The following is a 12,681-nucleotide window of genomic DNA, read 5'->3' on the forward strand; positions in this document are numbered from 1 at the left end:
GGACAGATTACGCGCGCTCGACCTCGGCGGCCAGGATGGCACCGCGCTCATCGATCAGCCGGCGCAGGTACGCCCGCATGAACAGCCGGTCCACGAGCGAGCCGATCGGCCCGAACGGGGAGCGCAGCGTCACGGTGTCACGCATCAGCGTGCCGTCCGGATGCTCCTCGAACTCGTGCTCGTGGTGGAACTGCGCGAATGGTCCGGCGATCTGGCGGTCGCAGAATCGGCGCGGCGGGTCCAGCTCGAACACGATGGACGTCAGCCGGAACGGGATGCCGAAGTGCCGCGCCCGCCAGGTCACGGTCGAACCCTCGGTGAAGAATCCGCCGGCAGGCCCCGTCTCCATGGTCTCGCCGTACCTCGCCATCGTCCGCACGTGCAGCTGCGGGTCGAGGGATGCCGCGTAGACCCGCTCCGGCGCGGCACGGATCACGCGTTCGATGACGAAGGAGGCCATCAGAGCGGATCGGGCTGCGGGCGCGGGTCCGTGAAGTCCCCGGCATCCTTGCGCAGACGGGCGACGATGCCGACCAGGTCTGCGGCATCCTCGGGGCTGATGCCCGGGTCGGCGAAGACCTCGGTGTTCAGCGCGGTGGTGGCCCGCTCCACGAGCTCACGGCCGGCATCCGTGAGTGCGAGCATCGCCGCGCGACCGTCGTGCGGATGCGGTTCACGGAGTATCAGGCCGTCCCGCACCAGCCGGTCGGCCGTGCTGGTGACCGTCGTCGCATGCACCTGCAGGCGGGACACCACGCTCGACAGCGGCAGGCGTCCACGACGACTGAAGGCGAGCAGGCGCAGCACCTCGTAGCGGGCGAACGACAGCTCGAACGGCTTGAGCGCCGCGTCGACTCTGGCCAGGAGCAGCTGCTGCGCCCGCATCACCGAGATGACCACTGTCATGCCCTCGGCGGCATCCGTCCACCCGTGCGCGAGCCATTGCCGCTTCGCCTCGGCGAGCGGATCGATGGGCAGGGGTCGGTGCTGGGCCACGCCTCCACGCTACTCGGCCCTGCCGCGGAGTCGGTGCGGCGCGCTACGCTCGGAGCGTGGAGCGCTCGGCGGTCGTCGGCGGTGAGACTCAGTCTCACCGGACTAGAATCGAAGTGTCGTGAGGAGCAATCGATGAAGATCTTCGTCCTGGTCAAAGAGGTGCCGGACACGTACGGCGATCGCAAGCTGAATCTGGAGACAGGCCTTGCCGATCGCACGGCCGGTGATGTCGTCCTGGACGAGATCACCGAGCGGGCGCTCGAAGTCGCACTCAGCTACGCGGGCAAGAACGAGGGCACCGAGGTGGTCGCCCTGTCGATGGCACCGGAGTCGTCCACGGCATCCGTGCGGCGTGCACTGGCGATCGGTGCTGGCTCCGCCGTGCACATCGCGGACGAGCAGCTCATCGGGGCTGACCTGGGGTTGACGGCCGAGGTCCTGGCTGCGGCGATCCGACGCGGCGACGCGGACCTGGTCATCACCGGCAACCTGTCGACGGACGGATCGGCCGGTCTCATCCCCGCGATGCTCGCCGAGCACCTCGGCTTCGCGCTGGCCACGGCCCTGAGCGCGGTGGAGATCACTGCCGATTCCGTTTCCGGCACGAGGGCCGCGGACGCCGGATCGCAGCCCGTCTCGGCATCCCTTCCGGCGGTCATCTCGATCACCGAGGCGTTGCCGGATGCGCGCTTTCCGAATTTCAAGGGCATCATGGCGGCCAAGAAGAAGCCGCTGGAGGTGCTCTCCCTCGCCGACCTCGGCGTCTCGGCGGGCCCTGGTGCGGCACCGCGGACGATCATGACCTCGGTCGCAGAGAAGCCCCCGCGCGCGGCGGGCGTCAAGATCACCGACGAGGGGGACGCCGCCACGCGGCTGGTCGACTTCCTCGTGCAGAACAGGCTGGTGTGAACATGAGCTACCCCGAGAACCCGATCCTCGTCCTCGTCGACGTGACGCCGACCGGCGATGCCGCGGCCAGCACGGCGGCACTCATCGGTGCCGCCTCTTCCGTCGGCAGCCCGGTCGCGCTCGTCCCCGGTGGCTCGCAGAGCGCCGTGGATGCCGCCGCCGCAGCCGGAGCATCCGTCGTGCTCACCGCCGCCGTCGACGACGATGCGCTGACCGTGCCGATCGTCGATGCGCTGCAGACCGCGTACGACAAGGTGTCCCCGGACGCCGTGCTCATCTCGAACTCGATCACGGGTCGCGATGCCGCAGGGCGACTCGCCGTCCGCACGAAGAATGCGCTTTCGGTCGACGCGGTCGGCGTCTCCCGTGACGACGAAGGCATCGTGGCGCACCACTCGGTGTACGGCGGGGCCTACCTGGTGGATTCCGCGCCGACCTACGGCGCGCCGATCATCACCGTGCGTCAGGGCGCCGTCGATGTCAGGGCCGAAGCCGTCGCCTCGCCGACGGTCGAAGAGCTCGTCGTGACCGGCTCCGGTGCACCCGCCGCGACGGCCGGCCCGATCGAGGCCGTCGAAGTCGCCTCTTCCCGGCCGGATCTGCGCGGCGCGGCCCGCGTCGTGTCGGGCGGTCGCGGCCTGGGCTCGAAGGAGCAGTTCGCGCTGGTGGAACAGCTGGCAGACGCGCTCGGTGCGGCTGTGGGCGCGTCCCGCGCCGCGGTGGATGCCGGATACATCCCCTACGCGCATCAAGTCGGCCAGACCGGGGTCTCGGTGTCGCCGCAGCTGTACGTCGCGCTCGGCATCTCCGGCGCGATCCAGCACCGCGCCGGCATGCAGACCGCCAAGACGATCGTCGCGATCAACAAGGACGGCGAGGCGCCGATCTTCGAGATCGCCGACTTCGGCATCGTCGGAGACGTGTTCGCCGTCGTGCCGCAGGTGATCGAGGCGCTCGAAGCGCGAGGGAAGTAACCGGATGCTGCGCCGCGGACTGCCACGCGTGCCGGGCGGAGAGCCCTGGCCTCCGGCCGACTCCTCGTACGAGGAGCCGGTAGCGGTCGCGCCTGCGGCGGCCGCTGGTCCCGCTGTTCCCACTTTGGGGGCCGACACACCAGATGTCGGACCGTCCGGCGGAAACCGTCCGACATCTGGCGTGTCGGCCCCCCACGCGGTGGATGCCGCGGCCGTCGCTTCGGCGCCTGCCTCGTCCGGCTCGCTGCGTCGCGGTCTTCCTCGTACGCCCGGCGGTGAGCCGTGGCCGCCCGCCGACTCGGTGCCGTCCGCGACATCGGGCGCTGCTGCAGCGGGGGCCGCATCCAGTGCCGCGACGGCGTCTGCGACCGCCGCGACCGCGGGCATCGCCGCAGCGACGACGGCAGACGCGCTCCCGAAGACGATGGATGCCGCGGTGCCCGTCGCCGCGACGGACGCTGCCGTGGCACCCGACGGGGATACCGCTCCGGGCGGGCTGCGCCGCGGGCTGCCCCGCACGCCAGGCGGAGAGCCCTGGCCTCCGACCGGCACCGCGCCGGCCGCCATCCGGCCGCCTGCCGCGACGACGAGCGACGCTGACGTTGCGACCGCCAGCACTACGGCCGACGTCGCGCCGGTCGCCGCCGCTCCCCACGCGGCCGACGCCTCCACTGCTTCGGAGGTCGACGCACCAGATGTCGGACCGTCCGCGGGAGAACGTCCGACATCCGGCGCGTCTGCCGTTCCGGTCGTGGCCGCCGGACGTGACGTCTCCGTCCCGCTCGCGGTTCCGCGCACCGTATGGCACGGCGTCGCCCCGAAGCACCTGCCCGTTCAGGCATCCGAAACCGGGAAGCGACCGACGTGGCCGCAGGCCATCGCCGGACTGCTCGGTCTCGCGGCACTCGGCATCCTCGGCATCGCCGCCATCGCGTTCGTCCGCACGATCCTCAGCACGCCGGTCATGATCGACTTCCTGGCCGCGTTCCCCGGCGAGTACCACCTGCCGGAGGGGACGCGACCCGGCATCCCCGGCTGGGTCGGGTGGCAGCATTTCTTCAACATGTTCCTGATGGTGCTGATCATCCGCACCGGTCTCACGGTGCGCACCGAGAAGCGTCCGACGGTCTTCTGGACCTCGCGGCGCAACCCGAAGAACAAGATCAGCCTCACGCTGTGGCTGCACCAGGCGCTGGACGTGCTCTGGCTCGTCAACGGCGTGATCTTCGTCGTGCTGCTGTTCACGACAGGGCACTGGGTGCGGGTCGTCCCGACGAGCTGGGAGGTCTTCCCCAACGCGCTGTCGGCCGGCCTGCAGTACGTGTCGCTGGACTGGCCGACCGAGAACGGGTGGACGAACTACAACAGCCTGCAGCAACTGGCCTATTTCGCGACGATCTTCATCGCGGCGCCGGTGGCAACGATCACGGGTGTGCGGATGTCCGGCATCTGGCCGAAGAACGCCGAGACGCTCAACCGCGCGTACCCGGTCGAGTGGGCGCGCGCCGTGCACTTCCCGGTGATGCTGTACTTCATCGCGTTCATCGTCGTGCACGTCATCCTCGTGATGGCGACCGGGGCGCTGCGCAACCTGAACCACATGTACGCGTCGCAGGACCTCGTCAGCTGGACCGGGGCCTGGGTGTTCATTGGGTCGCTCGCGGTGATCGCGATCGGCTGGTTCGCCGCACGACCGCTGATCGTCGCGCCGATCGCGAAGGGCTTCGGGAACGTCTCAGGGCGCTGAATCGACCTCGGAGGAGGAAGAACATGGCAGAGGCATACATCGTCGACGCGGTTCGGTCACCGGTGGGCAAGCGGGGTGGCTCGCTGTCCGGCATCCACCCGGCCGATCTCGGCGCGCACAGCCTGCGTGCACTCGTGGACAGGGTGGGCGTCGACCCCGGCGCGATCGACGACGTCATCATCGGAGCGATCGACGCGATCGGCGGACAGGCCGGCAACGTGGGGCGCACGGCCGTTCTGGTGGCTGGTTTCCCCGAGCACGTGCCCGGCGTGACGATCGACCGCCAATGCGGCTCCAGCCAGCAGGCTGTGCACTTCGCCGCACAGGCCGTGATGAGCGGCGCGGCCGATCTCGTGATCGCGGGGGGACTGCAGAACATGTCGCGGCTGCCGATCCTGTCGTCGGCCGCCGCCGGTGAGGCATATGGATTCTCGACGCCCTACGCGGAGTCGCCCGGCTGGCAGGCCCGCTATCCGGATCAGGAGATCTCGCAGTTCGCCGGTGCAGAGCTGATCGCCGAGAAGTGGGACATCACGCGCGAGGCGATGGAGCACTACGCGCTCGAGAGCCACCGGCGCGCGGCCGCCGCGCAGGACGACGGCCGCTTCGACCAGGAGATCGTGCCGCTGAACGGTCTCGCGGCGGACGAGGGGGTCCGCCGCGACACGACGCTCGAACGCATGGCGGGGCTGCAGCCGCTGCGTCCCGACGGGCGGCTGACGGCGGCGGTCGCGTCGCAGATCAGCGACGCCTCGAGCGCCGTTCTGGTCGCCGGCGAGCAGGCCGTCAAGGACCACGGGCTCACGCCGCGCGCCCGCATCCATCACCTGTCGGTGCGCGGCGATGATCCGGTCTTCATGCTCACCGCGCCGATCCCCGCCACGAAGCACGCCTTGACGCGCGCTGGCATGAATATCGAGGACATCGACCTGTTCGAGGTCAACGAGGCCTTCGCCTCCGTCGTGCTGGCGTGGATGCACGAGACGGGCGCGCCCCACGAGAAGGTGAACGTGAACGGCGGCGCGATCGCGCTCGGGCATCCCATCGGTGCGACGGGTACGCGCCTGATGGCGACCATGCTCAACGAGCTCGAGCGCACCGGAGGTCGCTACGGACTTCAGACGATGTGCGAGGGCGGCGGAGTCGCGAACGTCACGATCATCGAGCGTCTCCGAGGTTGAGGCGCTGGGTGCACGCGCCGTCCTCGAAACCTCGCGGCAACGGCGAAACCCCGTCGTATCCACGTGGATACGACGGGGTTTCGCAGGTATCGAGAGGTCTCCAGACCCCGATGCCGGGCGCCGGGACGTCAGGACTCCGGGATGCCGCGGCCGCTGAACTCAGCGGACGAAACGGACTTCGGTCAGCGTCTCGCCGAGGAACGGCTCGGTGTGCGTCGCGCCATCCAGGTGGAAGCCGTTGCGCGTGTAGAAGCGGTGCGCGCGAGGGTTGTCCTCGGCGACCCACAGGTACAGCGGCTCTTCCTTCTCCACTGCTGCGTCGAACAGTTTCTGCCCGAGACCGGTGGAGTGCCAGGCATCCAGCAGGTAGATGAAGTAGAGCTCGCGGTTCGCGGGAGCATCCTTGTCGCGTGCAGGGCCGGATCCGACGAAACCGACGATCTCTCCGTCGACGAGCGCTGCGCTCATCTTGAACTCAGGGCCCTGGACGGCCCAGTGAGTCCACAGCTCGGCGAGCCGCCGAGGCGAGACCTTCTCGAGTGCTGCCTTGCTGATCAGGTGGTCGTAGGTCTCGTGCCAGCACTGTGCGTGCACACGACCCAGAGCCTCCGCATCCACATCACGGACCGGACGGACGATGACTTCTGGCTGGGCTTCGGCGCTCATGCCCGTGACTCTACGCGCGGGTCGGGGGAACCGGAAATCTACCGGTTGTAGAAGAGCGCACACGCGGGGGCGGTACGCTCGCACCTTGTGAACGTGATCTGGCGGACCCTGCTCGTGATGTGGAGCGCGCGACGCCGCGTGCGGCGCGAAGGGCGCATCGCGCCGACCGAGGTCGGACGCATCAGGCTGACCACGCTGCCGACCGACATCGACGTGCTGCGGCACATGAACAACGGGCGCTACCTGTCGCTGTTCGACCTCGGAAGGTGGGATCTGCTCGTGCGCACCGGCATGAGCGACGTCATGAAGCGCAACGGCTGGTACGCGGTCGTCTCCGCCGAGACGGTGACGTTCCGCAAGTCGCTCGAGCTCTGGCAGCGCTTCGACATCGAGTCGCGCCTGCTCGGTCACGACGACAAGGCGATCTACATGGAGCATCGTGCTGTCGTCGGCGGCGAGATCTACGCCCGCGTGATCGTCCGGGCGCGGATGCTCAAGAGAAGCGGCGGGACGCTCTCGCACCAGGAGCTCTTCGCCGCGGTCGGCCGCCCGGAGGGGCTCCCGGATGTCGAGCCGTGGATGCACGAGTGGGCTGTGGCGTCTGCGCTGCCGTCGACGCGTGCCGATGCGCCGAGCGTCTGGTCGTGACGCGGCCGGAGCGCTAACGTGGCTTCGTGCTGACCCTCCTCGCCTCCACCTGGCGCGTGCTCGCCGGGCACTGGCCTGCGCTCGTCGCCTGGTATCTGGCGGGGTACCTGCTGCATTTCGCGCTGATCCAACTCGCCGGGTATGTCGGTGCCTATACCCCCACCGGCGGCATCCTTCTGCTTCCGCTGGCGATCCTGGCACGGCTGATCGCTTTCGTCGCCATGTTCCTCGTCGTCCGCGACGGGCTCCGCGAGCTGCAGGCGATCGCACCGGTGCCGCAGGCGGCGGCCGAACGGCGTGCGACGTTCCTCAACACGCTGCTCGCCAGCATCCTGCCGTTCTTCGCGGTGTATGCCGCGTGGGGGATGCTGCAGGACGACGTGATCGCGTACGACTTCCGCGCACTCCAGGTGCGCAGCGACATCAGTTGGCAGGCCATCGCGAACCAGACCGAGGCGCCGAGCGGAGCGGTCGGCAGCAATCTGACTCTGGATGCCGTCACGGGCGTGCTGATCGTCGTGGCGTTCGCGGGGCGATGGGCGTGGAAGAAATGGCCGAAGAAGCTCCCTGCTCCGTTCTCCGTGCTCGCGGTGTACCTGGAGGCCGTCTGGGTCCTGCTCTCGATCATGGTCATCAAGGATGCTCTCGAGGCGGTGAACGGCTGGGTGGATACCCGCGTCGGCATCCAATGGGCCCTCGACTTCCGCGAGTGGGTCAGCGCGCAGCTCATCCCCGTCGCGTGGGTGTGGGATGGCGTCGAGTGGTTCATCGGGCAGCTCGCCGGGCTCGTGGTCGAGCCGCTCGCCTGGCTCGCGATCGCCGGTGTCATCTACGGCCAGGCGATCGCGGCCGAGAAGCCGAAACTCGACATCGCGCTGTACAAGCGGGCGCGCACGCATGTGGAGAAGGTCCCTACTCTGCTGCGTCGCATGCTGGGGCAGCTCGGTGCCGAGTTCACGTCGCGCTTCACCCCGATCATCGACGCGATCGTGCTGATGTGGCGTGCCGGGCCACTGCTCATCGGGACGTTCATTCTGCTCTACACCATCGTGCTCGCCGGCGACACGACGTTGGACTACCTCATCACCCGGATCATCGGGCCGCAGAGCCGCGTCGATTTCTGGTTGGTCGTCAGCGACGCCCTGGTCGTCGTCGTCGCCCTCATCATCGAGCCGATCCGTATCAGCGTCGTCGCGGGGGCGTACGACACCTCTCTCGGTGCGTTGCGCCGGTACCGGATCGTCGAAGCGGCGACCACTCCGACGGGGGGTCAGGGCTCGACCGAGAACCTGATGAACGACGGATAGGAATCGATCTCGGAAACTTCGACCCAGAAAGGTCCTTCGGCGTCTTCGGGCACGATGTAGCCGACGATGATCTCGTACGGGACGATCGGCCCAGGGTCGCCGTTCTCGTCCTCCTCGGGTTTCGTGCAGCTGGTCGGCTCCTCGGACGAGTAGGGGATGCCGAGTTCGGTCGTCATCTCCTCCCAGCGTCGCCCGGTGTCCTGCTCGACCAGGACGGGGGAGAAGCAGGACGGCGAATCGCCGTGCGGGTCCACCGGCACAGCCACGGCGATCACCCGGGCATCCGATGGCGCCGTGAGCTCTCCGCCATCGGTGACATCGACAGCCCGCACCGGACCCCACGTGGCTTCGGCGAGTTCGACGGTCTCTCCCTCGGCGGCATCCTTGGGGATCGTCGGCTCGTACAGGTAGTACCGGGACCACGCGACGCCGACGAGGGTCGCGGTCGTCACCGGGACGAGGACCGCCAGAGCGATGAGCGCGAGGCGGTTGCGCCGCCACCAGCCGGTCACGGGTGCGTCCATTCGGTTTCACGCACCTCGGCGTCCGCGACCGGAGTGAGCGCGCTGAGATCGATCTCGAGTTCCGCGACCGAGTCGGCACGGGTGTCGGCATTCGCGGAGAGCTGCAGGACGCCTGTGCGCTCGCGTGCGTCCTCGGGGAGCTCGAACGCGAGTGCTCCGCTCTGCGACACGCCCGTCACCAGCTGCGTCGAGAGGAACGACTCCGTGCGCTCGCTCGCACGGAACGACTGGTCGTCGATGATCAACGTCGCGCCCCTGAAGCTCATTCCGAACTGGTCGACGTTCGCCTCGGCGTCCAGTTCGACCACCAGCCAGGTCCCCTCGGCACTCCAGCCCCCCGACCCGGACACCTTGTCTGCGAGGGTCACATCCCGCACCGTCACCGTGAAGTCGCGGCCCGCCGCCGCCTCGTCTATGGTCACCGGGACGATGAAGGGCTCGACGGAGGCGCTGTCGTCGGGGGTGACGAGCGCGACCAGCCACGCTCCGACCAGGAGGGCGGCGGTGATCAGCCAGGGGGTCGCGCGCTTCACTCCTCCACCCCCGCACCGACGTCGTCGAGGGGAAGGGTGGCGTGTGCACCGATCTGCTCGTCGTCCCAGTACTCGCCGTACACGAAGAACTCACCGGTGTATTCGGTCGCGGTGGGCAGGGCCACACGGATGTCATCGCCGCCGGCGAAACCGGAGGCGGGGATCGCCCAGGTCAGCACGAGTTGCGCCGGCACGCCGGGCTGCAGCCAAGGGTAGAGGGTCGTGTCGTCGTATCGTGCGATCATCGGAGCGATGTCGGGCGCGTCCTCGACGCGGATCGCGGAGAGCGATCCCTCCGCCGACGAGCTCGACTGGCGCGCCGCATCGTCGACGTTGGTGACGTCCATGACGACCACGAGCAGGCGCTCGCCTTCCTTCGGCCGGACACCCGTCTCGTTGAGCTCATCGATGAGCACAGCGCGCTGCGGGGTCATCTCCCACCCGGCCCCGGTGAAGGTGTCCCCGGCGGCGACCTCGGGCAGCGGCGGTTCGGGCACGGCCCCGAGGCCGCCGAACGCGGCGGTCGCACCGAGGATGAGCACTGTCGCGGTGCCGCCGATCCACTTCGTGGAGACGCGGGAGGTGACGGCGGAGACCCATTTCTTCGGCTGGGCATCCGTTCCTGCAGGCGCTGTCGAGGACGCGGACGCCAAGGCGGCGTCGACCGCCCCCTGCGCTGCCCCCGACCGAGTCACGGCAACATCCTAGAGTTCCGGCGGGTCACGGTGAAACACGACGATGCCGCACGGGCAGTGCTGCCCATGGTCGGATCTTCGTCGTCTGGCTACTCTCGGTGGTCGGAGGTGTGTCGTGGGGATGATGTTGCCGGATGAGCTGATCTGGATCATGGAGAAGCTCGGCTTCGAATGGCCGGATGTGGACGAGGATGAACTCCGCCGTGGCGGAGACATCATCGGGACGTTCCGGGGCGAACTCGAGGGGAAGATCCAGGCCGTCGACAGGAAGGTCAACGGCGATCTGGCGGCAGCGATGCGCGGGCAGGCCGGTCCCGCATTCGTGAGCGCGTGGAACGCGAACAGATCGCAGAACCTGCAGCGGATGCTGGACCTTCTGGAGCCCGTGCCCGCAGCGACGGACATCGCGGCGGGCGTGATCCTGGGGCTGAAGATCAAGGTGATCGCGGACGTGACGCTCACCATGATCACTCTGGTCGGGATGCTCACGAACCCGATCACAGCGGTGGGCGCCGGGCCGATGATGATCATCAAGAAGAAGCTGCTGAACGCGGCTGTCGACATCGCTGTCGAGGAGGCGATGAACCAGCTCCTGCCGATGATGATCGAACCCCTCGCGGGCGAACTGCCGGGGATCGTGATGGCGGCGCTGGACGCGCCGCTGGTCGAGGCGGTCGTCGGAGACACGGACGAGTTCTACGCGGATCTGCAGGCACTCGAACAGGCGGAGGACGAGATGGAGATGCACGCGACCGATATCGACACGCTGATCGATCGACTGATGGTCGATCTGTCCGGCCTGAACCTCTCGGGAAGCTGACGCATGTCTGGGAGAGCGGACGCGATCAAGGATGCGATGCAGAACTCAGTCGATGATCTGGCACCTGCCCTTCGGCCGTTGGGCGGCGTCCCGCGCAACATGAAGGGGAGACAGGGCACCAACCGCGATGGGGTCGAGAACGTCGATCATTTCGACGACAAGCCCGATGCTCCGGATGCGTCGAACCCGCGTCGTTCGACGGAAGCCGGCGGAGAATCTGATTCGAACGCGGGAACCGGGCGGAACGATGGGAGGGATGAGCGGGGCCGGTTCGTCGGCGACGGCAACAGGCCATGGGCCGACCGGGAGCAGGTCGGCCTGGACCGGGTGGCGGACAGGGAAGGCGTCGACGTCATCAGGGATCAGGTTCGGGCCACGATCCCCGGCGTCCGAAAGCCGGGTGTATCGACCGATCAGCCGCGCTACTACGACGGGCTGTTCAAGAACCCGGATGGCACGTACACGGGTGTCGAAGTCAAGAGCGGAACAGCCACCCGCGACCCCGCACAGCGTTTGTTCGACGGTACCGTTAGTAGAGACAGGCCCGCCGGCGCGATCCTCGATGGTGAACGCATCGAGATCATTCAGGTGATTTTGGAGAAGGTGGAATGACTCGACGAACGCATGTCGTGGAATCGAACGGAGTGAGCCGAGGGCCGCTCATCGACACGATGCGGCCGTATCCGGAGGCGATCCGCTTCTCGCTGAACCGCATGAACGGCTCATCATTCTGGGCCTACAGCCTGTGGCGTGCGCCAGAGGGCGCTGACCTGCTGGACGACATCCCGCTGTCCGACGAGTACATGCAGTGCGCAGGTTCCGCAGAGGTGCTGACGATCGAGGTGCGCACGCTCGATGCGGACGGAACGCCGCATCAGTACACAGTCGGCAAGCCCGGTGAGCAGACCGGAGACCCCACCGAGGTCATCCGGTGGGATGATGGGCGACACAGTACGAAGGTGTTCCCGAACGAGGTGTTCACCGCGGATGAGGCCGCCGAGGTGTTCTACGCCTATTTCCTCACGGACACCGTTTCCGCCCCATACGTCCTGCGCGAGCTCGACCTGTCCTGGCCACCCGCCCGCGGCTGAATCGGAGAAGATCCCATGACCGACAACACCGACCGCACTCCGGATGCACCTCGGCAGGATGTGCCGCCGCCCGCACCGCATCTGCCGAGCCCCGGCGCGGGTTATCCGGGCGCGTCGCCCGCCGGTGGCGCCTACCCGGATCCGACCATTCCAGTGGTCTACCCGCCGACCGGCGCACCGGGTGACCAGCAGCTCGGCAACGCCGCACCGTACGCCTCCGGCTATGGCGCGCCGTCTGCGTACGTCGGGCCGCCGTCCGCTGCGGCACCCGGACCGGGCGGCCTCGCGATCACCGCACTGATCCTCGGTATCGCAGCATTCGTGACCGCGTGGATCCCGTTCATCGGCCTCATCGTCGCCATCGCAGGCATCGTGGTCGGCATCATCGCCGTCCGTCGCCGTCAGGGGCGTCCGCTCTCGATCACCGGACTCGTGCTCTCGGGCGTCGGCTTCCTTATCGCACTCGTGATGACGCTCATCATCGCCGTGCTCATCCCGATCGCCGTCGAGGACTCCTACTCCTCGAGTGCCGGCGTCCACAGCTCGGTCCAGGAGATCCCCGACCCGAGCTGAACACCGACACGGCGCCG

The 12,681-nt window shown here is 68.3% G+C and carries 16 protein-coding genes; 10 read left to right on the forward strand and 6 right to left on the reverse strand.

Annotation, left to right across the window (positions count from 1 at the left end; all coding sequences use genetic code 11):
• Window positions 1-7 precede the first annotated feature (7 nt).
• Entirely contained in the window at window positions 8-460 is a 453-nt protein-coding gene (locus ACFCYE_RS04385; RefSeq protein WP_376176618.1) for an SRPBCC family protein, read from the reverse strand.
• Window positions 460-996 (reverse strand): MarR family winged helix-turn-helix transcriptional regulator, encoded by a 537-nt coding sequence (locus tag ACFCYE_RS04390; protein ID WP_376176620.1) that lies wholly within the window; start codon window positions 994-996, stop codon window positions 460-462. Before ACFCYE_RS04390 ends, ACFCYE_RS04385 begins: the two co-directional genes overlap by 1 nt.
• A 132-nt stretch (window positions 997-1,128) precedes the next feature.
• Here ACFCYE_RS04390 and ACFCYE_RS04395 point away from each other — a divergent pair, with 132 nt between their 5' ends.
• The 4 genes from ACFCYE_RS04395 (at window position 1,129) to ACFCYE_RS04410 (ending at window position 5,807) form a co-directional block, all read left to right on the forward strand.
• Complete coding sequence (locus ACFCYE_RS04395) at window positions 1,129-1,905, forward strand: electron transfer flavoprotein subunit beta/FixA family protein (RefSeq protein WP_376176622.1); 777 nt, start codon at window positions 1,129-1,131, stop codon at window positions 1,903-1,905.
• Between the two features lie 2 nt (window positions 1,906-1,907).
• Complete coding sequence (locus ACFCYE_RS04400) at window positions 1,908-2,879, forward strand: electron transfer flavoprotein subunit alpha/FixB family protein (protein ID WP_376176623.1); 972 nt, start codon at window positions 1,908-1,910, stop codon at window positions 2,877-2,879.
• Window positions 2,880-3,060: 181 nt separating this feature from the next.
• Complete coding sequence (locus ACFCYE_RS04405; protein WP_376176625.1) at window positions 3,061-4,626, forward strand: cytochrome b/b6 domain-containing protein; 1,566 nt, start codon at window positions 3,061-3,063, stop codon at window positions 4,624-4,626.
• Between the two features lie 23 nt (window positions 4,627-4,649).
• Window positions 4,650-5,807, forward strand: a complete 1,158-nt coding sequence (locus tag ACFCYE_RS04410; RefSeq protein WP_376176627.1) for an acetyl-CoA C-acetyltransferase — start codon at window positions 4,650-4,652, stop codon at window positions 5,805-5,807.
• 159 nt (window positions 5,808-5,966) lie between these two features.
• Here the strand turns inward: ACFCYE_RS04410 and ACFCYE_RS04415 are convergent, their stop codons facing one another.
• Window positions 5,967-6,473, reverse strand: a complete 507-nt coding sequence (locus tag ACFCYE_RS04415) for a GNAT family N-acetyltransferase (RefSeq protein ID WP_376176629.1) — start codon at window positions 6,471-6,473, stop codon at window positions 5,967-5,969.
• Between the two features lie 87 nt (window positions 6,474-6,560).
• Here ACFCYE_RS04415 and ACFCYE_RS04420 point away from each other — a divergent pair, with 87 nt between their 5' ends.
• Both ACFCYE_RS04420 and ACFCYE_RS04425 read left to right on the forward strand, forming a co-directional pair.
• Complete coding sequence (locus ACFCYE_RS04420) at window positions 6,561-7,121, forward strand: thioesterase family protein (protein WP_376176630.1); 561 nt, start codon at window positions 6,561-6,563, stop codon at window positions 7,119-7,121.
• Between the two features lie 26 nt (window positions 7,122-7,147).
• Window positions 7,148-8,428, forward strand: coding sequence for a hypothetical protein (locus ACFCYE_RS04425; RefSeq protein ID WP_376176632.1), 1,281 nt, complete (start codon window positions 7,148-7,150; stop codon window positions 8,426-8,428).
• On the opposite strand, the gene ACFCYE_RS04430 is transcribed toward ACFCYE_RS04425, so the two are convergent.
• The 3 genes from ACFCYE_RS04430 to ACFCYE_RS04440 are packed head-to-tail and all read right to left on the reverse strand — an operon-like array spanning window position 8,392 to window position 10,180.
• Window positions 8,392-8,952 (reverse strand): hypothetical protein, encoded by a 561-nt coding sequence (locus ACFCYE_RS04430; protein ID WP_376176634.1) that lies wholly within the window; start codon window positions 8,950-8,952, stop codon window positions 8,392-8,394. The two genes, ACFCYE_RS04425 and ACFCYE_RS04430, sit on opposite strands and share 37 nt — an antisense overlap.
• Window positions 8,937-9,485: a hypothetical protein gene (locus tag ACFCYE_RS04435; RefSeq protein ID WP_376176636.1), complete on the reverse strand. Its 549-nt coding sequence runs from the start codon at window positions 9,483-9,485 to the stop codon at window positions 8,937-8,939. The genes ACFCYE_RS04430 and ACFCYE_RS04435 overlap by 16 nt, the downstream gene beginning before the upstream one ends.
• The gene (locus ACFCYE_RS04440) at window positions 9,482-10,180 is read right to left on the reverse strand and encodes a hypothetical protein (protein WP_376176638.1); all 699 of its coding nucleotides are present in this window, start codon (window positions 10,178-10,180) and stop codon (window positions 9,482-9,484) included. The genes ACFCYE_RS04435 and ACFCYE_RS04440 overlap by 4 nt, the downstream gene beginning before the upstream one ends.
• Window positions 10,181-10,301: 121 nt before the next feature.
• Here ACFCYE_RS04440 and ACFCYE_RS04445 point away from each other — a divergent pair, with 121 nt between their 5' ends.
• From ACFCYE_RS04445 to ACFCYE_RS04460, 4 genes are all read left to right on the forward strand, one after another.
• A complete protein-coding gene (locus ACFCYE_RS04445; RefSeq protein ID WP_376176640.1) occupies window positions 10,302-11,000 on the forward strand; it encodes a hypothetical protein in 699 nt (232 codons plus the stop codon).
• Window positions 11,001-11,078: 78 nt separating this feature from the next.
• Complete coding sequence (locus ACFCYE_RS04450; RefSeq protein WP_376176642.1) at window positions 11,079-11,612, forward strand: hypothetical protein; 534 nt, start codon at window positions 11,079-11,081, stop codon at window positions 11,610-11,612.
• Complete coding sequence (locus ACFCYE_RS04455) at window positions 11,609-12,091, forward strand: hypothetical protein (protein WP_376176643.1); 483 nt, start codon at window positions 11,609-11,611, stop codon at window positions 12,089-12,091. The genes ACFCYE_RS04450 and ACFCYE_RS04455 overlap by 4 nt, the downstream gene beginning before the upstream one ends.
• Window positions 12,092-12,106: 15 nt before the next feature.
• Window positions 12,107-12,664 (forward strand): DUF4190 domain-containing protein, encoded by a 558-nt coding sequence (locus ACFCYE_RS04460; protein ID WP_376176644.1) that lies wholly within the window; start codon window positions 12,107-12,109, stop codon window positions 12,662-12,664.
• The last annotated feature ends 17 nt before the right edge of the window (window positions 12,665-12,681 follow it).

The organism is Microbacterium sp. NPDC056234, assembly GCF_042267585.1.
Taxonomy (GTDB): domain Bacteria; phylum Actinomycetota; class Actinomycetes; order Actinomycetales; family Microbacteriaceae; genus Microbacterium.

Bases quoted from the DNA above. Each gene is read 5' to 3' on its own strand.
- ACFCYE_RS04455 (WP_376176643.1), top strand. From the start codon at position 11,609: ATGACTCGACGAACGCATGTCGTGGAATCGAACGGAGTGAGCCGAGGG.
- ACFCYE_RS04430 (WP_376176634.1), bottom strand. From the start codon at position 8,952: ATGGACGCACCCGTGACCGGCTGGTGGCGGCGCAACCGCCTCGCGCTC.
- ACFCYE_RS04415 (WP_376176629.1), bottom strand. From the start codon at position 6,473: ATGAGCGCCGAAGCCCAGCCAGAAGTCATCGTCCGTCCGGTCCGTGAT.
- ACFCYE_RS04460 (WP_376176644.1), top strand. From the start codon at position 12,107: ATGACCGACAACACCGACCGCACTCCGGATGCACCTCGGCAGGATGTG.
- ACFCYE_RS04410 (WP_376176627.1), top strand. From the start codon at position 4,650: ATGGCAGAGGCATACATCGTCGACGCGGTTCGGTCACCGGTGGGCAAG.
- ACFCYE_RS04385 (WP_376176618.1), bottom strand. From the start codon at position 460: ATGGCCTCCTTCGTCATCGAACGCGTGATCCGTGCCGCGCCGGAGCGG.
- ACFCYE_RS04395 (WP_376176622.1), top strand. From the start codon at position 1,129: ATGAAGATCTTCGTCCTGGTCAAAGAGGTGCCGGACACGTACGGCGAT.
- ACFCYE_RS04400 (WP_376176623.1), top strand. From the start codon at position 1,908: ATGAGCTACCCCGAGAACCCGATCCTCGTCCTCGTCGACGTGACGCCG.
- ACFCYE_RS04445 (WP_376176640.1), top strand. From the start codon at position 10,302: ATGATGTTGCCGGATGAGCTGATCTGGATCATGGAGAAGCTCGGCTTC.